At 68.8% G+C, this 24,062-nt stretch carries 23 protein-coding genes and 1 tRNA gene; 20 read left to right on the top strand and 4 right to left on the bottom strand.

Annotated elements, in window-relative coordinates:
• Positions 1-68 precede the first annotated feature (68 nt).
• The 9 genes from ftsH to HDC31_RS19020 are packed head-to-tail and all read left to right on the top strand — an operon-like array spanning position 69 to position 8,183.
• On the top strand, positions 69-2,069 hold the full coding sequence (gene ftsH, locus HDC31_RS19060) for an ATP-dependent zinc metalloprotease FtsH (RefSeq protein WP_046746746.1): 2,001 nt from the start codon (positions 69-71) through the stop codon (positions 2,067-2,069).
• A gap of 1 nt (position 2,070) precedes the next feature.
• Complete coding sequence (gene folE, locus HDC31_RS19055; protein WP_061015362.1) at positions 2,071-2,676, top strand: GTP cyclohydrolase I; 606 nt, start codon at positions 2,071-2,073, stop codon at positions 2,674-2,676.
• Positions 2,673-3,482: a dihydropteroate synthase gene (folP, locus tag HDC31_RS19050; RefSeq protein ID WP_061015363.1), complete on the top strand. Its 810-nt coding sequence runs from the start codon at positions 2,673-2,675 to the stop codon at positions 3,480-3,482. The genes folE and folP overlap by 4 nt, the downstream gene beginning before the upstream one ends.
• 34 nt (positions 3,483-3,516) lie before the next feature.
• Positions 3,517-3,912: a dihydroneopterin aldolase gene (gene folB / locus HDC31_RS19045; RefSeq protein ID WP_061015364.1), complete on the top strand. Its 396-nt coding sequence runs from the start codon at positions 3,517-3,519 to the stop codon at positions 3,910-3,912.
• Entirely contained in the window at positions 3,909-4,448 is a 540-nt protein-coding gene (gene folK, locus HDC31_RS19040) for a 2-amino-4-hydroxy-6-hydroxymethyldihydropteridine diphosphokinase (RefSeq protein WP_046746742.1), read from the top strand. Before folB ends, folK begins: the two co-directional genes overlap by 4 nt.
• Positions 4,445-4,927, top strand: coding sequence for a DUF3180 domain-containing protein (locus HDC31_RS19035; RefSeq protein ID WP_046746741.1), 483 nt, complete (start codon positions 4,445-4,447; stop codon positions 4,925-4,927). The genes folK and HDC31_RS19035 overlap by 4 nt, the downstream gene beginning before the upstream one ends.
• A complete protein-coding gene (locus HDC31_RS19030; protein WP_046746740.1) occupies positions 4,878-5,459 on the top strand; it encodes a PH domain-containing protein in 582 nt (193 codons plus the stop codon). Before HDC31_RS19035 ends, HDC31_RS19030 begins: the two co-directional genes overlap by 50 nt.
• Positions 5,456-7,501 (top strand): PH domain-containing protein, encoded by a 2,046-nt coding sequence (locus HDC31_RS19025; RefSeq protein WP_179516421.1) that lies wholly within the window; start codon positions 5,456-5,458, stop codon positions 7,499-7,501. The genes HDC31_RS19030 and HDC31_RS19025 overlap by 4 nt, the downstream gene beginning before the upstream one ends.
• A complete protein-coding gene (locus tag HDC31_RS19020) occupies positions 7,491-8,183 on the top strand; it encodes a DUF2520 domain-containing protein (RefSeq protein WP_046746738.1) in 693 nt (230 codons plus the stop codon). Before HDC31_RS19025 ends, HDC31_RS19020 begins: the two co-directional genes overlap by 11 nt.
• Before the next feature lie 45 nt (positions 8,184-8,228).
• Here HDC31_RS19020 and HDC31_RS19015 read toward each other — a convergent pair whose 3' ends face one another.
• Positions 8,229-10,106, bottom strand: coding sequence for a DUF2207 family protein (locus HDC31_RS19015; protein ID WP_113680720.1), 1,878 nt, complete (start codon positions 10,104-10,106; stop codon positions 8,229-8,231).
• 80 nt (positions 10,107-10,186) lie between these two features.
• Here HDC31_RS19015 and lysS point away from each other — a divergent pair, with 80 nt between their 5' ends.
• Positions 10,187-11,719, top strand: coding sequence for a lysine--tRNA ligase (lysS, locus tag HDC31_RS19010; protein ID WP_179516420.1), 1,533 nt, complete (start codon positions 10,187-10,189; stop codon positions 11,717-11,719).
• A 13-nt stretch (positions 11,720-11,732) separates the two neighbouring features.
• On the opposite strand, the gene HDC31_RS19005 is transcribed toward lysS, so the two are convergent.
• Positions 11,733-12,851, bottom strand: a complete 1,119-nt coding sequence (locus tag HDC31_RS19005) for a DUF4192 family protein (protein ID WP_179516419.1) — start codon at positions 12,849-12,851, stop codon at positions 11,733-11,735.
• Positions 12,852-12,963: 112 nt separating this feature from the next.
• On the opposite strand from HDC31_RS19005, the gene HDC31_RS19000 reads away from it, so the two are divergent.
• The 3 genes from HDC31_RS19000 to HDC31_RS18990 all read left to right on the top strand — a co-directional run bounded on the left by HDC31_RS19000 (position 12,964) and on the right by HDC31_RS18990 (position 15,458).
• A complete protein-coding gene (locus HDC31_RS19000) occupies positions 12,964-13,137 on the top strand; it encodes a hypothetical protein (protein WP_164734077.1) in 174 nt (57 codons plus the stop codon).
• Between the two features lie 86 nt (positions 13,138-13,223).
• On the top strand, positions 13,224-14,684 hold the full coding sequence (gene cls, locus HDC31_RS18995; RefSeq protein ID WP_113680719.1) for a cardiolipin synthase: 1,461 nt from the start codon (positions 13,224-13,226) through the stop codon (positions 14,682-14,684).
• 45 nt (positions 14,685-14,729) lie between these two features.
• Positions 14,730-15,458 (top strand): hypothetical protein, encoded by a 729-nt coding sequence (locus tag HDC31_RS18990; protein WP_113680718.1) that lies wholly within the window; start codon positions 14,730-14,732, stop codon positions 15,456-15,458.
• A 19-nt stretch (positions 15,459-15,477) separates the two neighbouring features.
• Here the strand turns inward: HDC31_RS18990 and HDC31_RS18985 are convergent, their stop codons facing one another.
• A complete protein-coding gene (locus HDC31_RS18985; protein WP_113680717.1) occupies positions 15,478-16,476 on the bottom strand; it encodes a diacylglycerol kinase family protein in 999 nt (332 codons plus the stop codon).
• 76 nt (positions 16,477-16,552) lie between these two features.
• On the opposite strand from HDC31_RS18985, the gene HDC31_RS18980 reads away from it, so the two are divergent.
• The gene (locus HDC31_RS18980; protein WP_113680716.1) at positions 16,553-17,080 is read left to right on the top strand and encodes an RNA polymerase sigma factor; all 528 of its coding nucleotides are present in this window, start codon (positions 16,553-16,555) and stop codon (positions 17,078-17,080) included.
• A gap of 34 nt (positions 17,081-17,114) precedes the next feature.
• On the opposite strand, the gene HDC31_RS18975 is transcribed toward HDC31_RS18980, so the two are convergent.
• On the bottom strand, positions 17,115-17,495 hold the full coding sequence (locus tag HDC31_RS18975) for a nuclear transport factor 2 family protein (RefSeq protein ID WP_058631524.1): 381 nt from the start codon (positions 17,493-17,495) through the stop codon (positions 17,115-17,117).
• A gap of 110 nt (positions 17,496-17,605) precedes the next feature.
• Between HDC31_RS18975 and serS the strand changes: the two genes are divergently transcribed.
• From serS to HDC31_RS18945, 6 genes are all read left to right on the top strand, one after another.
• Complete coding sequence (gene serS, locus HDC31_RS18970; protein ID WP_113680715.1) at positions 17,606-18,922, top strand: serine--tRNA ligase; 1,317 nt, start codon at positions 17,606-17,608, stop codon at positions 18,920-18,922.
• A complete protein-coding gene (locus tag HDC31_RS18965; RefSeq protein ID WP_113680714.1) occupies positions 18,919-19,740 on the top strand; it encodes an HAD family hydrolase in 822 nt (273 codons plus the stop codon). Before serS ends, HDC31_RS18965 begins: the two co-directional genes overlap by 4 nt.
• Before the next feature lie 42 nt (positions 19,741-19,782).
• Positions 19,783-19,867: transfer RNA gene (locus tag HDC31_RS18960), tRNA-Ser, on the top strand.
• A 51-nt stretch (positions 19,868-19,918) separates the two neighbouring features.
• Entirely contained in the window at positions 19,919-21,169 is a 1,251-nt protein-coding gene (locus HDC31_RS18955) for an LCP family protein (RefSeq protein WP_061018215.1), read from the top strand.
• Positions 21,170-21,232: 63 nt separating this feature from the next.
• Positions 21,233-22,240, top strand: coding sequence for a LacI family DNA-binding transcriptional regulator (locus tag HDC31_RS18950; protein WP_141370503.1), 1,008 nt, complete (start codon positions 21,233-21,235; stop codon positions 22,238-22,240).
• A gap of 179 nt (positions 22,241-22,419) precedes the next feature.
• Complete coding sequence (locus tag HDC31_RS18945) at positions 22,420-24,051, top strand: glycoside hydrolase family 13 protein (protein ID WP_113680721.1); 1,632 nt, start codon at positions 22,420-22,422, stop codon at positions 24,049-24,051.
• Positions 24,052-24,062 lie beyond the last annotated feature (11 nt).

Raw genomic sequence — 24,062 nt, 5'->3', positions numbered from 1 at the left:
GTCGAACGCTACGCCGTGGGTGAACGCACAGCGACCCCCTAGGGCGCGCGCGATACGCTGATCCGATCATGGATGTGAAGAAGCTCACCCGGAATCCGCTGATCTACGTCGCGCTGATCGGCGTGCTCCTGTTCGGCGGTTTCCTGCTGATCTCGAATCTGGGTGCGCCCAAGCAGATCACGACGCAGGAGGGGCTGAAGCTCCTCTCCGGCACTACGGTCACCGAGGTCGTGAACACCGATGGCGATCAGCGCGTCGACATGACGCTCTCCAAGCCGTTCCAGGGCTCCGAGAACGTCCAGTTCTACTACGTCGATGCGCGCGCCGACGAGGTCGTCAAGGCCGTCAACGATGCAGCGCCGAAGGACGGCTTCAACGACGCCGTCCCGCGTGCGACCTGGTTCGACGGCTTCCTCTCCCTTCTTCTTCCCCTGGTGCTGCTCGGTCTGCTGTTCTGGTGGCTCCTGTCCTCCATGCAGGGCGGCGGCGGCAAGGTCATGCAGTTCGGCAAGTCCAAGGCCAAGCTCGTCAGCAAGGAGACCCCGACCGTCACCTTCGCCGATGTGGCCGGTGCCGACGAGGCCATCGAGGAGCTCCACGAGATCAAGGAGTTCCTGCAGGACCCCGCGAAGTTCCAGGCGATCGGCGCCCGCATCCCGAAGGGCGTGCTGCTGTACGGCCCTCCCGGAACCGGAAAGACCCTCCTCGCCCGCGCCGTCGCCGGTGAGGCCGGCGCCCCGTTCTACTCGATCTCCGGTTCCGACTTCGTCGAGATGTTCGTCGGCGTCGGTGCCTCTCGCGTGCGCGACCTCTTCAGCCAGGCCAAGGAGAACGCTCCGGCCATCATCTTCATCGACGAGATCGACGCCGTCGGTCGTCACCGCGGCGCCGGCATGGGCGGCGGAAACGACGAGCGCGAGCAGACGCTGAACCAGATGCTCGTCGAGATGGACGGCTTCGACCCGAACGCGAACGTCATCGTGATCGCGGCCACCAACCGTCCGGACATCCTCGACCCCGCACTGCTGCGCCCCGGCCGCTTCGACCGTCAGATCGGCGTCGACGCCCCCGACCTCAAGGGTCGCCAGAAGATCCTCGAGGTGCACAGCAAGGGCAAGCCGCTGTCGAAGAACGTCGATCTCGAGGTCGTCGCCCGCAAGACCCCCGGCTTCACCGGTGCCGACCTGGCGAACGTGCTGAACGAGGCCGCGTTGCTCACAGCCCGCTCGAACGCCCAGCTCATCGACAACCGCGCCCTCGACGAGGCCATCGACCGTGTGATCGCCGGTCCGCAGCGCCGCACCCGCGTGATGAAGGACAAGGAGAAGCTCATCACGGCGTACCACGAGGGCGGACACGCGCTCGCGGCGGCGGCGATGAACTACACCGACCCGGTGACCAAGATCACGATCCTGCCTCGTGGCAAGGCGCTCGGCTACACGATGGTGCTGCCGCTCGACGACAAGTACTCGGTCACCCGCAACGAACTGCAGGACCAGCTCACCTACGCCATGGGCGGCCGCGTCGCGGAGGAGATCGTCTTCCACGACCCCACCACCGGTGCCTCGAACGACATCGAGAAGGCGACCTCGATCGCTCGCAAGATGGTCATCGAGTACGGCATGACGACGCAGGTCGGTCCGGTCAAGCTCGGCACCGAGGGCGGCGACATGTTCGTCGCACGCGACATGGGCCGTGGCCGCGAATACTCCGAGAAGGTCGCCGAGCGCGTCGACGCCGAGGTACGCGCGCTCATCGAGCAGGCGCACAACGAGGCCTACGAGGTCATCAGCGAGAACCGCGACATCCTCGACAAGCTCGCCCTGGCCCTGCTCGAGGAGGAGACCCTCGACCACAACCAGATCGCGGAGATCTTCACCGAGATCAAGAAGCTGCCGGAGCGCCCGCTGTGGCTCTCGAGCGAAGGGCGTCCGGTCTCGGAGCGTCCTCCGATCGAGGTGCCGAAGAAGGACGTCTCGCTGGCGGCATCCGTCGAGGCTCCGGCCGGCGCACCGCGCACGCAGCAGGGCTCGGCGGGAGCAGGGAACCCGCGGCCTGCGACGGCGTGACGTGACGGTCGACAGAGAGCGCGTCGAGCGGCTCACGCGAGAGCTTCTCGCGGCGATCGGCGAAGACCCGGACCGACCGGGATTGAAGCAGACCCCGACGCGCATGGCCGAGCTGTACACGGAGTTCTTCTCCGGAGTGGGCGAAGACCCGGCTGAACCGCTCGCGCGCACCATCAGTGTCTCCCGAGGCCCCGCGCCCGACACGCTGCCCTCCGGTGCCGTGCTGCTGCGCGACATCCGCTTCCGCTCCGTCTGCGAGCACCACCTGCTGCCCTTCGCCGGGCACGCGCACATCGCCTATCTCCCCGGCGAACAGGTCGTCGGGTTGGGAGCGCTCGTGCGGGTCGTCGAGATCCTCGCCGCGCGTCCGCAGGTGCAGGAACGGCTTGGCGAGCAGATCGCCGACACGATCGCGGAGCACCTCGACACCCGCGGTGTGCTGGTCGTGCTCGACGCGGCGCACGGCTGCGTCACCATGCGCGGCGGACGCCAGACCGAGGCCTCGACACTCACCATCGCGGCGCGCGGTGAGTACAACGATCCCGTCTCCAGGGCCGAGCTCATCACTCTGATCGGCTCGGCCGGCTTCGGAGCAGCGCACGGATGACGGGCATCTGGGGCATCGTCAACGTCACTCCGGACTCGTTCAGCGACGGGGGCCGCTACCTCGACGTAGATCGCGCGGTGGCCCACGGGCTGCGGCTCCGCGCCGAGGGAGCAGCTGTGCTCGATGTGGGTGGTGAATCGACCAGGCCCGGCGCCGACCGGGTCGGCACCGACGTCGAGCAGCAGCGAGTGATCCCGGTGATCGAACAGCTCGCTGCCGCTGGCGTGCCGGTCAGCGTCGATACGCTCAGCGCCGCCACAGCAGCCGCCGCCGTGCGGGCGGGGGCCAGGATCGTCAACGACGTCTCCGGGGGGCTCGCCGATCCGGAGATGCGCGCTGCCGTCGCGGAATCCGGCGCCGACTTCGCGATCGGGCACTGGCGCGGGTTCTCTTCGGACATGTATGCCAATGCCGAGTACCACCGCGTCGCGCGCGAGGTCGCCGGCGAACTGCAGGAGCGCATCGGTGAGGCGGCCTCATCGGGGATCGCGCCGTCTCGCCTCATCATCGATCCCGGCATCGGGTTCGCGAAGTCGGGAGCGCAGAACTGGGACATGCTGCGCGGGCTCGACGAGATCGTCGCACTGGGCCCTCGGGTGCTGATCGGCACGTCGCGCAAACGGTTCCTCGCAGAGGTACTCCGTCAGGAGACAGGTCCCGACGAGGAGGTCTCCGAATCCCGTCGCGACCTCGCCACCGCCGTCACCAGTGCGCTCGCGGTCAGAGCCGGAGTGTGGGCCGTGCGTGTGCACGACGTGGCATCCACGCGCGACGCCCTGGCGATCGCGCACGCCTGGGAAGGCTGAGGGCGTCTCGGGGCGATCCCCGTACGCTAGACGTATGGAGCCCCTCGACGAGATCGTCCTCACCGGTCTGACGGTGTTCGGTCGTCACGGCGTCTTCGAGCACGAGCGTCAGGACGGCCAGGAGTTCACGATCGACCTGCGACTGCGGCTCTCCCTCGCGCGTGCCGCTGCCTCCGACGATGTCGTGGACACGGTGCACTACGGCGAGCTGGCCGAGAAGGTCGCCGCGGTCGTGTCGGGGGAGCCCGTGAACCTGATCGAGACGCTCGCCGAACGCATCGCCGCGGTCGGTCTCGACGACCCACGGGTGCAGGACATCACCGTGACGGTGCACAAGCCCCACGCCCCGATTCCCCTCGACTTCGCCGATGTGGCGGTCACCCTGCATCGCCACCGAACCCCTGATGCGCCGGAGGACACAACCGCATGAGCCGCAACCTCGCGAACCCACCCGCAATGCCGGCGCCTCGCCCCGGGCGGCCGGAGGTGACGGCCGTCGTCGCCCTCGGCGCGAACCTCGGCGATCGCCATGACACGATCACCGCTGCCGCCGAGCGGATCGCACGACTGCCGCTGGTCAGCGAGGTGCGGTTGTCGAAGCTGTTCGAGACGGTCGCCCTCCGGCCCGACGGTCCCGATCCCGACGCCCCCGGCTACGTCAACGCGGTGGCACTGGTCACCACGCGTCTGGCCCCCGAGATCCTGCTCGGAATGCTGCACGCCATCGAGGACGAGAACGGTCGGGAGCGCCGTGAGCGCTGGGGCGACCGCACCCTCGACCTCGACCTCATCGCGTACGGCGACGTCATCTCCGAGGAACCGCATCTGCAGCTGCCGCACCCGCGTGCCGCCGAACGCCTCTTCGTGCTCGACCCCTGGCTCGACGTCGATCAGGACGCGGTGCTGCTCGGTCGGGGGAGGGTCGCCGACCTCGCGGCCGCCCTTCGTGCCGGAGGCGAGGGATGAGACGCACCTCCGCCGGCGTGCTCGTCCTCCTCGCACTGCTGGGCGGCGGCGTCGGCTTCCTGCTCGACCATCTGCTGACGGCCTCGGGGCGCGCGACTTTCACGCCGTCGCTCCTGCTGCCGGTACTCCTGCTGCTGATCGCCGCGGCATCTCTCGGCGTCGCCTGGCCGGTGCGACGCAGTGTGCGTTCGGGCATCCGCATCGACCCGTTCCGTGCGCTGAGAGCGGCGACGCTCGCCCGTGCATCCAGCCTTCTCGGCGCGATCATGGCGGGGTTCGGAGCGGGGCTGCTGGTCTTCCTCCTGTCGCGCCCCGTCGTTCCGCCGGTAGGGTCGACTGTGGCCATGCTGGCCCTGATCGGAAGTGCGATCGTCCTCGTGATCGCTGCTCTCGTCGCCGAACAGTTCTGCACCCTGCCGAAGGATCCTGATGACTCAGAACCCAGAGACCGCGCCCCTGAACCCGGCGGAGGGCACTGACCTCGACGCCCTCGACCGTGGCACCTACACGCAGCTGCGCACGGCGCGCAACGAGGCCCGCCTGGAACTCGACGGCACCTGGCACCAGATCTCGCCGCGCTACGTCGTCTCGCAGATCGTCCAGAACGTGATCTTCCTCGTGATCGTCGCCGCCGCCGCGATCGTGCTGAACATCGTGCTGGAACAGGACTGGGTGTGGATCCCGGCCGGTGTGATCCTGCTGATCACGGTGGTCACCCTGATCATCCTCCCGCGTCAGGCGAGGGCGATCGGCTACATGCTGCGCGCCGACGACATCGTCTTCCGCAAGGGGATCCTCTGGCAGCGCATGATCGCCGTGCCCTACGGCCGCATGCAGCTTGTCGACATCACGCAGGGGCCGCTCGACCGTGCCTTCGGGATCGCCCAGCTCAAGATGGTCACGGCTGCGGCGACGACCGGTGTGCAGATCCCCGGTCTCACGCAGGAAGCGGCCGAGGCACTGCGCGACACGCTCATCCATGTGGCCGAGACCCGACGGACCGGCCTGTGAGCGAGCAGCAGCCTCCGCTCGCGACGCACAGCCCGCAGGCATCGGCGGGGGAGGCCCCGACGACCCTCGCGAACGGCGAGTGGCACCGGATGCACCCGCTCACGCCGCTCTTCAAGGGCGGCCTGGCGCTCATCATCATCGGCGGCATCGTCATCGCGAACATGCGCGACCGCCTGATCTCCTGGGCCGTCGCGCTCTTCGCGCCGGAAGAGGCGCATTACGGCGACTACGCCGGCGCCGATCCCGTCGACTGGGTTCTCTCGAACAACCTGATCCTGGTCGCGTTGCTGAGCGTGCTGGGCCTCGTGATCGTGCTGATCCTGATCTTCTGGTTCATCTGGCGCTTCCAGCAGTTCCGCATCACCGGTGACCACGTCGAGGTCCGCAAGGGCATCATCTTCCGTTCGCACCGACGCGCGCCGCTCGACCGCGTGCAGGGCGTCAACCTGACGCGTCCGTTCCCCGCGCGCATCATCGGCCTCGCGAAGCTCGAGGTCGTCGGTGCCGGCAATGACGCGAACGTCGAGCTGGAGTATCTGGCTACTCCGCGTGCCGAATCCGTGCGCGCCGACATCCTCCGTCTGGCGTCCGGTGCGCGCGCGGCGCGCGACGCCGCGCTCAACCCGGCAGCAGCCGCAGCGGCGGCGGCCGCACCGGCATCCGCGCGAGCGCAGCTCGTCGGATCGATGAACGCGGGAGTCAACGGTCTGATCGCCGGAGTCGATCTCGCCGACGTGGTCCCCGAGAGCGTCGTGAAGATCCCGACCGGTCGGCTGGTCGGATCGCAGCTCATCTCCGGACTGCTGTGGTTCGTCTTCTTCGGTGCGATCTTCGCGATCGCGATCGGCAGCGCCCTGATCGGGATGCTGGCCGACGGCAACTCGGACGGGGGGTTCATCCTCCTCGGGCTGGGACTCGGCATGGGCGTTCCCATGATCGTCGCCGTGGTCGGTATCACCTGGGCGCAGATCTCCAAATCGCTGCGCTACTCGATCGCGCCGACACCGGACGGCGTGCGGATCACGTACGGTCTCCTCACGACCGTCACCGAGACGCTCCCGCCCGGTCGCATCTTCGCCGTGGAGGTGTCGCAGTCGCTGCTGTGGCGTCCCTTCGGCTGGTGGACGATCAAGATCAACCGGATGAGCGGCAAGAGCGCGGCGCAGCAGTCATCGGGCAGCGGCCAGCAGTTCAACGTGGTGCTGCCGGTCGGCAAGCGTGCCGATGTCGAGCGGGTGCTCGCGCTCGTCCTTCCCGACGTGCCCGCCGAGAGCATCCCCTCGCTGTGGGAGCAGGGCATCGTCGGCCCTGAGGGTGACGACACCTATCGGACCATGCCCCGCCGAGCGCGGTGGCGACGTCCGTTCTCCTGGAAGCGTCACGGCTACCTGGTCGCCGACTTCGGGCTGCTGCTCCGCCGCGGGAACGTGTGGCGCAAGCTCGCCGTGTTCCCGCTCGCACGGCTGCAGGGCGTCTCGCTGAGCCAGGGGCCGATCGACCGCGCGCAGCGTGTGTCCGGTGCGCAGGTGCACACCGTTCCCGGTCCCATCACCGGCTACCTGTCCGGTCTCGAGCGTGCCGATGCGCTGGCGCTGATCGACGAGGTCACGGCCGCAGCGGCGGAGGCCGCGTCCCGCGACACCACTCACCGGTGGAGCGAGCATGCGGCGCCGCAGCCGGTCGCCGCACCTCCCGCACCTCCTGCGTACACGGGACCGCCGCCCGTCGCCGCACCTCCGGCGTACACGGGGGCGGCGCCGGTCTTCCCGGCTCCGGAGCACACGGCTCCGCCCGCGCCTCCGCTCGTGCCGCCCACACCTCCGGCAGCTCCGCCCGCACCTCCGGTAGCGCCGCTCGCGCCTCCAGTCGGGCCACAGGCGACAGCGCCGGTCGCTCCGCCCCTGCCTCCGGCGGTTTCGTCTTCGCCCTCGGTGAACGCCACGACCCCGCCCCCGGTTCCTCCGGCCGTGCCTCCCGCCGCGCCCGAGGCTCCCTCCGAACCCCCGCTGCGACGGCGGAGACGGAGCGACGATGGCACGTGACGGGCGCCTCGGTGTCGGCATCATCGGTGCCGGCCGTGTGGGCCCGGTCGTGGGCGCAGCCCTCGGTGGTGCAGGCCACGCCGTGATCGGCATCACGGGCGGCTCCGACGACGAGCGAGCCTCCGCCGTGCTCCCGGATGTGCCGGTGCTCGAAGCGCTGGAGGTCGTGCGTCGAGCCGAGCTCGTGATCATCGCGGTCCCCTCGGAGCAACTGCCCTCTCTGGTCGCCGGCATCGCGGAGGTGGGCGGCTGGCAGATCGGTCAGCTCGTGCTGCACACCGACCCCGCCTACGGCATCGAGGTGCTGCGTCCTGCGGCCGAGCGCGGTGCGATCCCTCTCGCCGTGCATCCGGCGATCACCTTCACCGGGACGTCGATCGACCTCCGCCAGCTCCAGGCCGGGTTCGCCGCGGTGACAGCGCCGGCCGCCGTGCTGCCGATCGCCCAGGCGCTCGCCGTGGAGATGGGATGCGAGCCCGTGGTGATCGCGGAAGCGGATCGTCCCGCCTATGCGGATGCCATCGCGACGGCCACGGAGTTCTCGCGGTCGATCATCGGTCAGTCGACCGAGCGACTGCGGCAGATCGGTGTGGAGAACCCCGGAGGCTATCTCTCGGCGCTCGTGCAGTCGACCGTCGAGAGAGCATTGCGCGAAGCCTCCGACGTTCCGCCGTTGATCTGAGCGGTTCCCGCCGCGTCTCAGCGCAGGGTGCGGGAAGCCGCCGTGTCATCGTCCGCCCGAGAAGCCCCCGCCGCCCCCGCCACCGGAGAATCCGCCGCCGAAGGACCCGCCCGCGCTGGACGAGGACCCCGTCGACGGCGCCGAGTAGGTCGCCGCCGAGTGCGACGAGGCCACGAACGAGGCGAGCTGCGCGCGCAGCACGAACGAGGTCGGGTCGCCGATCCAGGTGGCGCCGTGCTGTGCACGCGTGTACGCCTTCTCAAGCACCTCGCCCCATTCGTCCTCCATGCCGAAGAGGATGGCGTAGGGGAGGAGGCGCTCGTAGATGTGGATGACGTCGGCGGTGCCGTCTGCTCGACGTTCGGCCCCGCTGTAGGACTGCAGCATGCGCAGGCGGTCGGCGTCCGCGACGCGGATGAACTCCTCGACGCCGCGCAGGTACTCGTAGGTGCGGGCGCCTTCGGCCGTGAGCACCGTGTGCTTCGAGAAGCCGTAGATGCTGGAGAGCAGCACCAGGAAAGCGCCGAAGGAGATCACCACGAGCGCCGGGATCGCGGAGAGCCGCCCGCTGGCCGCGCTCCAGATCCCGAACGCCAGACCGATGACCGCGATGCCGATCGCACACCACTGCAGGATCACGGCCGCCCGACTGCGCGCCTTCTCGGTGAGCCCGCGCTTCTGCGCCTCGATCGTCCCGCGTTGCTCCAGGGCGGTCATCCGCGCGGCGAACGTCTCATCGGCGGTGGGCAGGTCGACCACACCCTCGCCGTCCGCGTCGGTGAAGAGGGCATCCAGGGCCTCGACGTCGAGCTGGTCGGGAAGTCGCGTTCCGGGGAGCCGACGCAACCGGGGCTCCTCCTCCTCCGCCCCCTCCTCGATGCGCAGCGTGCCGCGGACGGCCAGGTGCACGATCTCCGAGGGGATCACGTCCTTGGCGCCGGGCACCACGGCGGCGGCCAGCAGGGGAGGCAGTGAATCCGGCACGTCGTACTGGGCGACCACGATTCCGGTCGCCCTTCGGCGTCTCCGGGTGAAGGCCGAGACGGCCACCCAGCTGCCGACCGAGAGCCCGAGCGCGCCGACGGCGGCGACGATCGGGGTGACGTCCGCCACGGGGTCGGGGGTGCGGGCGAGAGGCTGGGTGACCGTACCGGCGTCGAAGCCGATGGCGACGGTCACCCCGTCGCCGGCAGGACGGGCTCCCGATTCGACGCGGAACGTCACATCGCGCCCGTCCGCGATCGGACCGTCCAGCTCGCACTCGTCCTTCGAGCCGGAGGGACCGGTGTAGCAGCGCGTGGCCCCGTTGAGCGCAGCGCTCAAGGAGGAGTCGAGCGTGACGTCAGCACGGAAGCGATCGATGGACTGCGTGCTGTCGAGCGGCAGCAGGTCCCAGTAGAACTCGTCCGCGGGAGGAGCCGACGATCCCGCAGAGGGCTTCGTCGCCAGGATCACATCGCGCATCTCCCACTCGATCACGTACGTGGTGAGACCCCGGACGAAGTCGTCGTCGTTGCCCGTGAGCACGTAGAGGAGACCGTCCTCCTCGTCCGTCTCGTAGGGCACCTCCGCGCCGTTCCCGTCGGTCACGGACAGTACCGTCGTCTCCGTGCTGGCCCCTTCGTACGAGGTCGCGAGCCCCCGGACGATGCCGTGATTCTGGTCGGCGTCGGGGAAACTCGCCACGAGCGTCTCCGTCACACGCATCCGCGCGCGGCCGTCGTCATCGAGCCCGACCTCGTACGCCGCGTCCCAGGAACTGTAGGAGAAGTCGTCGACATCGGTCGTGGCGGCGCGGATCGGACCGGCTGCGGCGTGAGCGGCGTGCTCGGCTGACGTCGCGAACGCCGCAGCCGGGGTGAAGGCCGCCACGAGGGCGAGGGGGAGTGCAGCGAACGCGCGGAGGATCCGTGTGTGGGCCATTCTCCGAGGCTACCCAGCACGCGACCGATGGCGTCACGCCGCCTCGGTAAACTGGGAGGGACTTCCAAGGAGCCCCCCACATGACTGACGCGTCGCCCGCGCCCGAATCGGCATCGACCGACCCCTCCACCGACGAGGACGTCCACGAGCAGAAGGCCGTGCGGCTCGCCAAGCGCGAGCGTCTGATCGAGAAGCGGTCGAACGCGGGGGGAGGGGCATTCCCCGTCGGAGTGCCCGTCACTCACACGGTCCCCGCACTGCGCGCCGAGTACGGCGACCTCGAAGCGGGTGCCGAGACCGGCGTCGTCGTCGGGGTCGCCGGCCGAGTGGTGTTCAGCCGCAACACCGGCAAGCTCTGCTTCGCCACCCTGCAGGCCGGCGACGGGTCGCGCATCCAGGCCATGATCTCGCTCGCGAACGTCGGCGAGGAATCCCTCGCGGACTGGAAGGAGTACGTCGACCTCGGTGACCACGTCTTCGTGCACGGTGAAGTCATCTCGAGCCGTCGCGGCGAGCTGTCGATCATGGCCGACGACTGGACGATCGCTGCGAAGGCGATCCTCCCGCTGCCCAACGCGTACTCCGAGCTCAGCGAAGAGGGCCGGGTGCGCAGCCGCTACCTCGACCTGATCGTGCGGGAGCAGGCGCGCAACACCGTCCGTGCTCGGGCCGCCGTGAACGCGAGCCTGCGTTCGACGTTCACGAGCCACGACTACCTCGAGGTGGAGACGCCCATGCTGCAGGTGCAGCATGGAGGAGCCTCTGCCCGCCCGTTCATCACGCACTCGAACGCGTTCGACACCGAGCTGTACCTGCGCATCGCGCCGGAGCTGTACCTCAAGCGCGCGGTCGTCGGCGGCATCGAGCGCGTCTACGAGATCAACCGCAACTTCCGCAACGAGGGTGCTGACTCGACGCACAGCCCCGAGTTCGCGATGCTCGAGGCCTATCAGGCGTACGGCGACTACAACCAGATGGCCGCGCTCACGCAGGAGCTCGTGCAGAACGCGGCGATCGCGGTCGCCGGCTCCACCACGGTGACCTGGGCCGACGGCACCGAGTACGAGCTCGGCGGTGAGTGGGACCGCATCTCGATGTACGAGTCGCTCTCGGCCGCTTCGGGTCGTGTCATCACCCCGCAGGACTCCGTCGAGGACCTCATCGCCTTCGCGGAGGCCAACGATGTGGATCTGCCACCGCAGGCCACCCACGGCAAGCTCGTCGAGGAGTTGTGGGAGCACTTCGTGAAGGGCGACCTCGTCCGCCCCACGTTCGTGATGGACTTCCCCGTCGACACGTCGCCCCTCGTGCGCGAGCATCGTTCGATCGCGGGCGTCGTGGAGAAGTGGGACCTGTACATCCGCGGCTTCGAACTGGCGACGGGATACTCCGAGCTCGTCGATCCCGTGATCCAGCGGGAGCGCTTCGTCGAGCAGGCCAAGCTCGCAGCACGCGGCGATGTCGAGGCCATGCCCGTGGATGAAGAGTTCCTTCGCGCCCTCGAGCACGGCATGCCGCCGTCCGGCGGGATGGGCATGGGGATCGACCGACTGCTGATGGCCATCACGGGTCTGGGCATCCGGGAGACCATCCTCTTCCCTCTGGTGAAGTAGTCCACGGAGTCGTTCATCCCATCGGGCCTCGCCGGAACGCCCATTCCGGCAGCATGGCCCCGCCGATCATGGTCTCCAACAGTGCGGCGAGCGAGTACCGAGGGTCGATCTCGCGCACCATCTCGAGGTAGCGGCCCGCGTGACTGGCGCGCCCCAGCGCCCAGGACAGCCACGCGGCCACGGTGAGCGGGGCGGGTCGCGAGTGCCGGGGTGCACGGGCGGCTGCCTCGCGCGCGACCGAGAGGGCGCACCGCAGGCGTTCGGTGTCGGGCGTCGGTCCGCGTCCGAGGAACACGTCGCCCACTTCGTCGGGAACCATGACGCCGGACTCGGCGAAGGCGGTCTGGGCGTCGAGCGTGCGGATGCCTCCCGCGAGGTCGGTCGCCCATTGCGCGATCGCCACGTCGCGCAGCAGCGGCTTCTCCAGACACCACAGCAGCGCGGCTGTCGCGAAGGGTGGAAGACCGTCGGGTGCAGCCAGCACCGACTCGAGGAACGCGGGCACGTCGTCGAGCAGGACGAGTGCGGCGATGAGCTGAGGATTCTCCCTGGCGCTTCGCGGAGCGCGCCCGCGCCGATCGAGGAGCGCGTCGAGGTCGGCGGATGCTCGCCCGACCCGCTTCTTCTCCGCCAGATCGACGGTCGGCAGCTCCGTGCCGACGTTCTGATCTCCGGACACGTCTTCCATCGGCGGCAGGTCGGACGGAAGGCGGATCTGCGCGAGAGACCCGAGCTCCGGTTCCTCCTCAAGGTAGCTCGACCAGCCGGACGGCGTCACGCACAGAGCGTCGACGACTCGCAGACCCGCATCCTCCGCGCAGCCGAGCACCTCGTCGATCACCACCGCGTGCGGGAGCACCAGGCCGTCGCGCGTCGGGTGCGCATCCTGATCGGTGTAGACGACGACGGCCACCGCATCCGTGCCGGAGACCCGTGCCACGAGCCCGACCGCGTTGTCGGCATAGCGACCGACATCGGTGCTCTCCTCGGGGAGGTCCAGACGCATGGCACCGTCGGTGCGCGAGCCGCGGAACGGGAGGAGGACGATGCTCCGACGGGGCGTGAAGCCGGCGAGAGAGGGGACGATGCCGAGGAATGCGGCGGAATCGGTGGCGCGGAGAACTGTGGTCATGTCGAGAGTGTGCACGTCGGCGGGGCGGATGGGAGGGGAAAAGGGGGCTTGTGGACGCAGATCCTGTGAGTGCCGGAGTGTGCACGAACAGTGGCTCGCGTACCATGGAGGGATGGACAACTTCTGGCTCGCTGCGGCATGGTCGCTTCTGCCGACCGTCGGCGTGAGCGTCGTGTTCTTCCTCGTGGTCCGGGGAATCCTCCGGTTCGACCGCACCGAGCGCAAGGTGCACGCACAGATCGAAGCCGAGGAACGCGCGGCACGGGGTCTCCCGCCGCGCGGCTGAGTCCCACCCATCGGCTACTGTGAAGCCAGCGCATCTGCTCAGATGCGCATGAGCTGTGACGGTCACTGCGGTGGCGAGGGGGCACGATGACTCCGGACACCTGGGGGTGGTGGATCGCCACCTTCCTTCTGGTGCTCGACATCACCATCCGTGTCACGGCGATCATCGTCATCCCCCGCAACCGTCGCCCCACCGCCGCGATGGCGTGGCTGCTGGCGGTCTTCTTCATCCCGTTCGTCGGCGTCTTCCTCTTCCTCATGATCGGCAACCCGCGCCTCCCGCGGGCGCGTCGACGCAAGCAGGATCAGATCAACGAGTACATCGCGGAGACCAGCGAGCACCTGCACTTCGGGACCCTGCGTCCGAACGCCCCTGCGTGGTTCGGCCCGATCGTGCAGATGAACCAGAAGCTCGGCGCCCTCCCGCTCTCCGGCGACAACGGCGCCCACCTCATCTCCGACTACCAGGAGTCGCTCGATGAGATGGCCGAGGCCATCCGCACCGCGCAGGAGTACGTGCACGTCGAGTTCTACATCCTGCAGTCGGACGACTCGACCGACAACTTCTTCCGCGCCCTCGAAGAGGTCTGCGCGCGAGGGGTGGAGGTCCGCGTGCTGCTCGATCACTGGGCGAACCGCGGAAAGCCCCGCTACAAGCAGACCATCGCGCGACTCAACGCGATGGGGGCGGACTGGCACCTGATGCTCCCGGTGCAGCCGCTCAAGGGCAAGATGCAGCGCCCCGATCTGCGCAACCACCGGAAGCTCCTCGTCGTCGACGGCAACATCGCATTCCTCGGGTCGCAGAACATCACCGATTCGACCTACAACCTGAAGAAGAACATCAAGCGAGGACTGCACTGGGTCGACCTGATGGTCCGTCTCGATGGTCCCGTGGTGTTGAGCGTGAACGCGATCTTCGTCGCCGACTGGTACAGCGAGACCGACACGGTGCTCGAGGGCATCGACATCGCCCACGCGAACATCGGCTCCGGGGATCTCGACTGCCAGGTCGTGCCCTCCGGCCCGGGGTTCGAAGTCGAGAACAACCTCCGTCTCTTCCTCGCACTGCTCTACGCGGCGAAGAAGAAGATCATGATCGTCAGCCCTTACTTCGTCCCCGACGAAGCCCTGCTCCTCGCGGTCACGGCCGCCGTCGACCGTGGCGTGCACGTCGAGCTGTTCGTCTCGGAAGAGGGCGACCAGGCGATGGTCTATCACGCCCAGCGCAGCTACTACGAGGTTCTGCTCAAGGCGGGAGTGCGCATCTGGATGTATCGCAAGCCCTACATCCTGCACACCAAGACGCTCACGATCGACGAGGAGGTCGCGGTGGTCGGGTCGAGCAACATGGACATGCGCTCCTTCGGTCTGAATCTCGAGGTCTCGATGCTGGTGCGTGGCGAGGAGTTCGTCGCCGAGATGCGGGAGGTCGAGGACAAGTACCGCTCCCTCAGCCGTGAGCTGACGCTGGAGGAGTGGATGCAGCAGCCGCTGCGCTCGACCGTGCTCGACAACCTCGCCCGCCTCACCTCCGCGCTGCAGTAGTCGTCGCGCTATCCGTCGCGAGTCCGCGAGGGCTACCCTGTGAGCATGACCTCCGCGCTGCGTCCTCTCGCCCCTGTCGTCGGTCTCGTCGCCGCGGCGCTCCTCGTCGCCGGCTGCACCGCGAGCCCCGGTTCGGAGACGCCGACGAGTTCCCCTGCGCCGAGCGCGGGCGGCGTCGACGACCGGAACGACATCGAGGGTGCGCTGCTCGACGACGGACGCATGTTCGCCGTCGTCACGGTGGGCTCCTCCACGTGCGTCCCCCAGGTGGACCAGGTGAGCGCCGAAGGACAGACCGTCACGGTCACTCTCGTCGACGCCGAGGGCGAGTCGCCACGGCCGTGTACGAAGGACCTCGCTCCGCGGGCCAGCATCGGCGCGCTTCCGCAGGGCGTGGACCCGACAGCCGACATCACCCTCGAGGTCACCTACGGCGACATCACCGACGACGTCGACCTCGACGGCGACCCCGCCGCGACGGGCACGCCCGGCACGTCGACCGAGTACCTGCCGTCTGCCGGCTGGTTCGGCGACGGCGCTCTGGTGCTGCTCACCTGGGGATCGTCGTCCTGCCCGCCGGAGATCGAATCCCTCGAGGGGTCGGGGAACAGCGGCACGGCGACGTTCGTGACGGATGAGACCAAGGCCTGCACGATGGACATGGCTCCGCGCGCCACGCTGCTCTCCTTCGGGGACGACGCGGTCGATGACGACGCGCCCTTCACCCTGACCCTCGTCGGCGGAGGCCTCGAAGGCACGGTCGAGGTGCGCTGAATCCGAAGCCCGCGGTCCTTCAGAGGATGTGCACGGGGTGGCCCGTCGGCAGCGCCAGCAGAAGCGCCCCCGGGTCTGCCCAGCAGGTGATGCGCACGGCTTCCCCGAACTCGTCGCCGTCGAGCTCGATCGGGATCGGGTCGGGCGCTGCAGCCTCGGCCGCGGCCCCGTGGAAGTAGTGGACGGAGGCGTTCTTCCCGCGCCGTTCGAGGACTCGGCGTCCCGCGCGGAAGCGTCGCAGCACGGAGTTGTCCCACCAGATCTTCCGCCAGACGGCGAACCAGCCGAGCATGCCGGTCGGCTGGATGACCGCCACGTCGAGGGCGGCGTCGGTGATCGATGCCTCGGGGATCAGGGATATCCCGGCAGGGAGCGTGCCGCAGTTCGCGAACAGCAGGCTGTAGGCGCGATGGGTATGCAGGCGCCCGTCGTCGATCTGGTAGACCGCGCGGAACGGCTTCGCGCGAGGCAGGGAGCGGGCGGCGCCGTCGACGTACGCGATCCACCCGACGGATTTCTTCAGATCGGAGCGGGTGTTCGCGATCATGTCGGCGTCGAGACCCATTCCGGCGAGGACGACGAACGCATGCTGCGCCTCCTCACCGTCCTGTCGAGTCAGCCGCGCCCAGCCGATGTCGATCGGGTGTCGGAAGTCGCCGAGCGCCGCCTGGATCATCTCGGTCGGGTCGCCCAGCGGGAGCCCGAGATTGCGCGCGAGCAGATTCCCTGTGCCGCTGGGTAGGATCGCCAACGGCACCCCGCTGTTCGCGATCGCCTCCGACACGGCGCGCACCGTGCCGTCGCCTCCCGCGACCAGCACGACGTCCACCCCGCGCTCCAGCGCCTGCGCCGTGGCGAGCTGGCCGGCGTCCTCGACGGTCGTGGGGTAGAACGCGGGATGCTCCCAACCGGCCTCCCGGGAGAGATCGCGCACTCGAGCCCGGAGGTGCTTGCCGTCGACCTTGATCGGGTTGTAGATGAGCGCCGCCTGTCGCCGGACGGGTTCGCTCGTGGTCATGGCGCTACTCTAAACCGCGATCCACTCGGGTCGCCCATCCGGCGCCGGGCCTTCCCTGCGCGAGGAGAATGGAGACATGCGCGATGACTCCGACGACACCGCTCGCACGTTGCTCTCCGCGATGATCGAAGGCGACCCGGATCGTCTGCGGCGACGGAGCATCTCGCTCGGGGTTCCCGTCGACGACGCCGACGACGCGGCGCAGAACGCGCTGCTGCGCGCCTGGAGGTCGATCTCTCACCTCGACACCCCGCAGCCAGGGCGCATGTGCGCCTGGCTCGACGTGATCGCCAGGAACGTCGCCGTCGACCTCGCCAGACAGCGCTCCCGTCGCCCCGCCGCGACGCTGGAAGAGGCGGCGGACGAGCACGTCAGCGTCGAGTCCGTCGTCGAGGCGCGAGTCCTGCTCGACGGAGCAATGGCGGCTGTGCATGCGCTCCCACCCACGCTTCGGGAACCACTGCTGTTGACGGTAGCCGACGGGCTCTCGGCGGAGGAGGTGGCGACGCGACTCGGAATCGAACCCGCCGCCGCCCGGCAGCGCATCTCGCGGGCACGCAAGGCGCTGAAGGCCTGCCGCGGCACAGGCATGGGGGTGGCGTGAGGGAGACTCTCCTGCAGGTCTCCCTCACGTCATCTCAGGCGGTCCCGAACGGGTTGTCGATCGCGTAGCGCCAGCCGTGCGCATCGTCGTACACCGCGACGTCGGCGGTCGTCCCGGCGAGGGAGACCTCCGACCCGTCGGGTGCGACGCCCGAGATCGTCCAGTCGGCGACCGCGAGGCCGGTGCCCGCGCTCTCGAAGACGTGACGGACCGTCATCGAGATCGGCAGGTTCAGGCCGAGGAACTGCTCGAGCGCGCCCCTCACGGCTTCCGTGCCGGTGACCGGTGTCCCCGGCGCGGGGACGAAGACCACCTCCGGGGTGTTCAATGCCATCAATCCGTCGAGGTCACGGGCGTTGAAGCGGTCGGCGAACGCCAGGTTCAGCTGATCGAGGGCGGTGACGCGAGTGCTCATGGGTGTTCCTTTCCGAGGGTCGGCGGAATGCCGGCCGTTGCAGAGGAAGACGCTGCTGCGCCGAGAGTGTGACATCCGAGAGGGTGTGACGATCACCGTAGACTTGGTGGATGATCGACCTCGCACTCCTCCGCGACAATCCGGAGATCGTCCGCCGCTCGCAGACTGCTCGTGGAAACGACCAGAGCACCGTCGACGTCGCACTCGAGGCCGATCGATCGCGCCGGTCGGCGCTCTCCGCATTCGAGGAGCTGCGAGCAGAGCAGAACGCCTTCGGGAAGCTGGTCGCGAAAGCCCCGAAGGAGGAGAAGGCCGCCCTGGTCGCGCAGGCCAAGGACCTCGCCGAGCGAGTGAAGCAGGCCCAGCACGCCGCGAACGAGGCGGCTGAGGCCGCGGCCGCGGCCCTCGCCCGGATCGAGAACGTCGTCATCGACGGTGTACCGGCCGGTGGCGAAGCCGACTTCGTCGAGCTGCGGCGTGTGGGAGACGTGCCCGCTTTCGACTTCGAGCCGAAGGACCACCTCGAGCTGGGCGAGCTCCTCGGTGCGATCGACATGGAACGCGGTGCCAAGGTCTCCGGCGCCCGCTTCTACTTCCTGCGCGGCATCGGAGCACGTCTCGAGATCGCGCTGATGAACCTCGCGCTCGACAAGGCGCTGCAGAACGGCTTCGTGCCCCTGATCACCCCGACGCTCGTGCGCCCCGAGATCATGCAGGGGACGGGCTTCCTCGGCGAGCACGCCGACGAGGTCTATCACCTCGACAAGGACGACGATCTGTACCTCGTCGGCACCAGCGAGGTCGCGCTCGCCGGGTACCACAAGGACGAGATCGTCGACTTGACGGACGGTGCCCTCCGGTACGCCGGCTGGTCGACGTGCTACCGGCGTGAGGCGGGCTCGCACGGCAAGGACACCCGAGGCATCATCCGTGTGCACCAGTTCAACAAGCTCGAGATGTTCGTCTACACGACGGCCGAGGACGCGGAGGCCGAGCACCTGCGCCTCGTCGCGCTGCAGGAGGAGATGCTGACCTCCCTCGGCCTCGCCTACCGCGTGATCGACGTCGCAGCGGGAGATCTCGGTTCGAGCGCCGCCCGCAAGTACGACATCGAGGCCTGGGTCCCCACGCAGGGTGCCTTCCGCGAGCTGACGTCGACCTCGAACTGCACGACGTTCCAGGCCCGACGTCTCGATGTGCGGTACCGGCCGGTGGTGGAGACCGCGGATGGTGCGGCGCAGGGCGCGGCGAAGACGCAGCACGTCGCCACGCTGAACGGCACGCTCGCCACGACGCGCTGGATCGTGGCGCTGCTCGAGACCCATCAGCAGGCGGATGGATCCGTGCGCGTCCCCGAGGTGCTGCGCCCGTATCTCGGCGGCCTCGAGGTGATCGAGCCGCCCGCTGAGGGGCGGGCCGCACGATGACGGACGCCTGGCTGGTCGGCCTCGACGTCGACGGGACCATCCTGCTGCAGGACGAGACGATGAGCCCCGGTGTTCCGGAGGCGATCGCCCGCCTGCGCGACGGCGGACATGTCGTCACGATCGCGACCGGACGAAGCTGGATGGCGACGCGGCGCTACGTCGAGGAACTCGGACTGACCGCTGACTTCGTCGTCTGCTCCAACGGGGCCGTGACGATGCGGCGCTCGGGCGATGACTGGGAGCGTTGGAACGTGGAGACGTTCGACCCCACCCCGGTTCTCGGTCTGCTGCGAGAGCGGCTGCCCGACGCCAGGTACATGGTGGAACTGGCTTCGGGGCAGCGGCTGTTCACGGAGCAGCTCGACGACTGGACGCTCGACGGCGGTCGACAGGTCGACTTCGACGAGCTCGGAGCCCTTCCCGTCTCGCGCATCGTCGTCGTCTCTCCCGGTCACGACGAAGAGGACTTCCACCGTCTGGTCGCTGACGCCGGTCTGAACGAGGTGTCGTACGCGATCGGCTGGACGGCGTGGCTGGACATCGCACCGCAGGGTGTGGACAAGGGCACGGCGCTGGAGCAGGTGCGTACCGAGCTCGGGCTCGGCGAGGGGCGCATCCTCGTCGCCGGGGACGGGCGCAACGACATCGGGATGTTCGGCTGGGCGCGCGCGCTCGGTGGTCGGGCGGTGGCGATGGGCCAGGCTCCGGACGTGGTGAAGGAGGCAGCGGGCGAGGTCACCGCAGATGTCGTCGACGGTGGCCTGGCGCGAGCGCTCGACACGCTTCCAGCCCCCGCCCAGGTCAGCGCCGGAGAATAGAACTCGGCTAGACTCACGCCTGGTCGGCAGAAGTGCCTGCCGGGAGGGTTGTCCGAGCGGCCGATGGAGCTGGTCTTGAAAACCAGTGGGCAGAGATGTCTCGTGGGTTCGAATCCCACACCCTCCGCATTGTGAGCACGGTGTCCCCCGCACCGGCGCTGAATCCGAAAGGTCCCGAGTGAGCCAGAACCCCCGACGCCGGCACACGATCGCGCGCCATGGTCAGCTGGGTACTCCCGGTACCGTCGGCCAACTCCTGAAGTTCATCGCCATCGGCCTCGCCGTGGTCCTGGTGAGCGGCCTCGGCGTCGGCGCCTACGTCTTCTACGACCTCACGAGCACGGTCTCGGCGAATGCTGTCGAGATCGAGGGCCAGGACCCCATCCCGCCGGACATCGGCGAGTACGAGGGCGGCTTCAACATGGTGCTCACCGGGGTGGACACCTGCGAGGAGAAGTACAAGGACCTGTTCGGCGAGCGGTGCACGGGAGCTGACGCCGAGGGAACGCTCAATGACGTGAACCTGCTCGTCCACGTCTCGCAGGAGCCGCGCCGCATCACGGTGGTCAGCTTCCCCCGAGACCTGATGGTCCCGATCCCGTCCTGCACGGACAAGAACGGCAACGCCACCTCTGCGATGAGCAAGCAGCCGCTGAACACGGCGTACACGGACGGCGGCCTGAACTGCGTCGTGAAGACCATCTCCGAGCTGACCGATCAGGAGATCCAGTTCGCGGCCGGCGTCACCTTCGGCGGCGTGATCGAGATCACGAACGCCATCGGAGGCGTGGACGTCTGCCTCGCCAACCCGATCAAGGACCGCTACACCGGACTCGACATGGCTGCGGGCACGCACACGGTGGAGGGGCTGCAGGCGCTCCAGTTCCTGCGCACCCGCCACGGGGTCGGTGACGGCAGCGACCTCGGCCGCATCGGCAATCAGCAGCAGTACATGTCGAGCCTGGCCCGCAAGATGATCAGCGGCGAGGTGCTCGGCAACGTCCCGGTGATGCTCAAGCTCGCGAACACCGCGATCCAGAACCTCGAACCGAGCGAGTCGCTCACGAATCCGATGACGCTCGTGCAGATCGCGCTCGCGGTCAAGTCCGTGCCGTTCGAGGACATCGTCTTCGTGCAGTACCCCAACGGCGCGGACTCGGCGAACCCCAACAAGGTCGTCCCCAACTACACCGCAGCTGCTGCGCTCTGGGATGCGCTCGCCGAGAACGCGCAGCTGCAGATCACGCACGAGAACAACCGCAACGACGGTGTGATCGTGCAGGAGCCGACCACAGCCGGCGAACAGCCGACCGACACGGCGGCGACTCCGGACCCGGCAGCGACCCCCGACAACGTCGTGGCGCTTCCCGATTCGATCAAGGGCAACTCCGCCGCGCAGCAGACCTGCTCCAACGGCAACGTCCGCTGACGACTCCGCGAGGGAGCGCAAACCGCTTGCGCCTTCTTGCAAGGACTTGCGTACACTGGCTGCATGTCGAAGCGACTCGCCGAGGTGGCCCGCAAGGTCGGAGTGAGTGAGGCGACGGTCAGTCGCGTGCTCAACGAGAAGCCGGGGGTCTCGGACGCCACGCGCCAGGCGGTCCTCACCGCCCTCGACGTCCTGGGCTACGAGCGGCCGACGAAGCTGCGCGGAGAACGCGCCCGCCTCGTGGGCCTGGTGCTGCCCGAGCTGCAGAATCCGATCTTCCCCGCATTCGCCGAGATCGTCGGCGGTGCGCTCACCCAGAACGGGTACACGCCGCTGCTCTGCACGCAGAATGCCGGAGGTGTGACGGAGTCGGACTACGTCGACCTGCTCCTCGCGCAGCAGGTGTCCGGCGTCATCTTCCTCGGGGGGAACTACACGCAGGCCGATGCCGCGCATCAGCACTACGAGCGCCTGCGTCAAGTGAACCTCCCGACCGTGCTCGTCAACGCCCGCGTGCCGGAGCTCTCGTTCGCCACGGTGTCGACCGACGACGCCGCCGCCGCGGAACAGGCGGTGCTGCACGTGCACCAGCTCGGGCATCGGAAGATCGGCCTGCTGCTGGGGCCGGAGGATCACATCCCGTCCCGCCGCAAGCTCGAATCGGCGCGACGTCTGCTCGAATCGCTCGGCGCACCGCTGGCGGACGAACTCGTCGTGCGCGGCATGTACTCGCTCGAGTCCGGCCAGGCGGGGGCTTCACGACTGTTCGCCGCCGGTGCGACGGCGATCGTGTGCGCGAGCGACCCGATGGCGCTCGGGGCGGTGCGCGCGGCGCGGCGTGCCGGGCTGTCGGTGCCGGGTGACGTGAGCATCGTCGGATTCGACGACTCCGCGCTGATGAGCTGCACCGAGCCGCCGCTGACCACGGTTCGGCAGCCGATCGAGTCGATGGGGCGAGCTGTGATCGCCCTCCTGCTCGCGCAGATCGCCGGCACGGCTCAGCCGAGCGACGAGCTCCTGTTCGAGCCCGAACTGGTGCTGCGCGCCTCGACGGGGCCCCTGCCCCTCTGACCCAGGCCCCGACGGTGCGCTGATTGCTGTGCCCGCAAATCATCGCAAATTTGCGACAACTCGTTTAGTTCTTGCGTTAAGTGATTGAGAAAGCTACATTCGACTCATCGCCACCGACGACGAGGAGTTCCGTGGACACTGACGTTCTGCGCACGACGGCACCCGCCGGCACCCTGACCATGCCTGCTGGAGACGGCTGGTGGCGGACGGCCGTGATCTACCAGGTGTACGTGCGCAGCTTCGCGGACGGAAACGGCGACGGCATCGGCGATCTCGCGGGTGTCCGCTCGAGGCTCCCGTACTTGAAGAGCCTCGGGGTGGACGCGCTCTGGTTCACCCCGTGGTACCTGAGCCCCCTCGCCGACGGCGGGTACGACGTGCAGGACTACCGCCGCATCGATCCCCGTTTCGGCTCCCTGGAGGAAGCGGAGCAGCTGATCGCGGAGGCGCTCGCTCTGGGCATCCGCACGATCGTCGACATCGTGCCCAATCACATCTCGGATCAGCACGAGTGGTTCCAGCGGGCGCTGGCGGCGGGTCCAGGCAGTCCGGAGCGGGAACGGTTCTGGTTCCACCACGGCCGCGGGGAGCACGGCGACGTCATCCCGACGAACTGGGTGTCGAGCTTCCAGGGCGAGACCTGGTCGCGCACGCGGAACCCCGACGGCACCGACGGCGAGTGGTACCTGCATCTGTTCACCCCCGAGCAGCCGGACCTGAACTGGAACCACCCCGATGTGCGACGTGAGCACCAAGACGTCCTGCGGTTCTGGTTCGACCGCGGGGTCGCGGGTGTCCGGATCGACTCGGCGGCTCTTCCCGTCAAGGACCCCGCGCTTCCCGACCTCCCCGCAGGTTCGGCGCCCACGGTGGACCATCCGCACATCGACCGCGACGAGCTGCACGACATCTATCGCGAGTGGCGTGCGGTCGCCGACGAGTACGACGGGGAGCGGGTGCTCGTGGGCGAGGTGTGGCTCGAGGATGCAGAGCGATTCGCCCGGTACCTGCGCCCGGGGGAGATGCACACCGCCTTCAACTTCGGCTTCATGACGCAGCCGTGGAGTGCGCGTGCCATGCGCGATTCCATCACCCGCACCCTCGCGGAGCATGCGCCGGTCGGTGCCCCGGCCACGTGGGTGCTCTCGAACCACGACGTCACGCGTCCGGTCACGCGGTACGGGCAGGCGGATTCCTCTTTCGCCTTCGAGCGCAAGCGCTTCGGCACCCCGACCGACCCGGCTCGCGGTGCGCGAAGGGCCCGCGCCGCCGCGCTGCTCGTCGCCGCGCTGCCGGGCAGTCTCTACATCTACCAGGGGGACGAACTCGGCCTTCCTGAGGTCGAGCTGCCGCTCGACGCGATCGAAGACCCCATGCACTTCCGCTCCGGCGGGGTCGACCCGGGACGCGACGGCTGCCGAGTGCCGCTGCCCTGGACGGGGGCGACGAGCCCCTACGGCTTCGGTGGCGCTCCCTGGCTGCCGCAACCCGAGGACTGGGCGGCGCTCACCGTCGAGGCGCAGGATGCGGACCCCTCTTCGACGCTCAACCTGTATCGCACGGCGATCGCTCTGCGACGGCGCATCGACGACTTCGCCGGCGACCACCTGGAGTGGCTCGAACTGGGCGCCGACGTCCTTTCATTCCGCCGTGGTGACGGCACGCTCAGCGTCACCAACCTCGGGGCGGTCGCCGTGCCGCTGCCTGCACACCATGAGGTCCTCCTCTCCAGTGCGCCGCTCGACGGCGTGCTCCCACCCGACTCCACAGCCTGGCTCGCTCTGCGCGCCACCCCCACGCGCTCGCAGTGAGCGCCGTCGTG

Source organism: Microbacterium sp. JAI119 (assembly GCF_013410135.1).
GTDB lineage: Bacteria > Actinomycetota > Actinomycetes > Actinomycetales > Microbacteriaceae > Microbacterium > Microbacterium oxydans.
This window is presented reverse-complemented; position numbering and strand designations above follow the sequence as displayed.

Excerpts from the sequence above, each read along its gene's own strand:
- HDC31_RS18950 (WP_141370503.1), top strand. The coding sequence starts at position 21,233 with ATGTCGAAGCGACTCGCCGAGGTGGCCCGCAAGGTCGGAGTGAGTGAG.
- HDC31_RS19000 (WP_164734077.1), top strand. The coding sequence starts at position 12,964 with ATGGACAACTTCTGGCTCGCTGCGGCATGGTCGCTTCTGCCGACCGTC.
- folB (WP_061015364.1), top strand. The coding sequence starts at position 3,517 with ATGGAGCCCCTCGACGAGATCGTCCTCACCGGTCTGACGGTGTTCGGT.
- HDC31_RS18965 (WP_113680714.1), top strand. The coding sequence starts at position 18,919 with ATGACGGACGCCTGGCTGGTCGGCCTCGACGTCGACGGGACCATCCTG.
- HDC31_RS19015 (WP_113680720.1), bottom strand. The coding sequence starts at position 10,106 with ATGGCCCACACACGGATCCTCCGCGCGTTCGCTGCACTCCCCCTCGCC.
- folP (WP_061015363.1), top strand. The coding sequence starts at position 2,673 with ATGACGGGCATCTGGGGCATCGTCAACGTCACTCCGGACTCGTTCAGC.
- HDC31_RS19035 (WP_046746741.1), top strand. The coding sequence starts at position 4,445 with ATGAGACGCACCTCCGCCGGCGTGCTCGTCCTCCTCGCACTGCTGGGC.
- HDC31_RS18980 (WP_113680716.1), top strand. The coding sequence starts at position 16,553 with ATGCGCGATGACTCCGACGACACCGCTCGCACGTTGCTCTCCGCGATG.
- cls (WP_113680719.1), top strand. The coding sequence starts at position 13,224 with ATGACTCCGGACACCTGGGGGTGGTGGATCGCCACCTTCCTTCTGGTG.
- HDC31_RS18975 (WP_058631524.1), bottom strand. The coding sequence starts at position 17,495 with ATGAGCACTCGCGTCACCGCCCTCGATCAGCTGAACCTGGCGTTCGCC.
- HDC31_RS18990 (WP_113680718.1), top strand. The coding sequence starts at position 14,730 with ATGACCTCCGCGCTGCGTCCTCTCGCCCCTGTCGTCGGTCTCGTCGCC.
- HDC31_RS19030 (WP_046746740.1), top strand. The coding sequence starts at position 4,878 with ATGACTCAGAACCCAGAGACCGCGCCCCTGAACCCGGCGGAGGGCACT.
- HDC31_RS19005 (WP_179516419.1), bottom strand. The coding sequence starts at position 12,851 with ATGACCACAGTTCTCCGCGCCACCGATTCCGCCGCATTCCTCGGCATC.
- lysS (WP_179516420.1), top strand. The coding sequence starts at position 10,187 with ATGACTGACGCGTCGCCCGCGCCCGAATCGGCATCGACCGACCCCTCC.
- folK (WP_046746742.1), top strand. The coding sequence starts at position 3,909 with ATGAGCCGCAACCTCGCGAACCCACCCGCAATGCCGGCGCCTCGCCCC.
- HDC31_RS18945 (WP_113680721.1), top strand. The coding sequence starts at position 22,420 with ATGCCTGCTGGAGACGGCTGGTGGCGGACGGCCGTGATCTACCAGGTG.
- HDC31_RS18985 (WP_113680717.1), bottom strand. The coding sequence starts at position 16,476 with ATGACCACGAGCGAACCCGTCCGGCGACAGGCGGCGCTCATCTACAAC.
- serS (WP_113680715.1), top strand. The coding sequence starts at position 17,606 with ATGATCGACCTCGCACTCCTCCGCGACAATCCGGAGATCGTCCGCCGC.
- HDC31_RS19020 (WP_046746738.1), top strand. The coding sequence starts at position 7,491 with ATGGCACGTGACGGGCGCCTCGGTGTCGGCATCATCGGTGCCGGCCGT.
- ftsH (WP_046746746.1), top strand. The coding sequence starts at position 69 with ATGGATGTGAAGAAGCTCACCCGGAATCCGCTGATCTACGTCGCGCTG.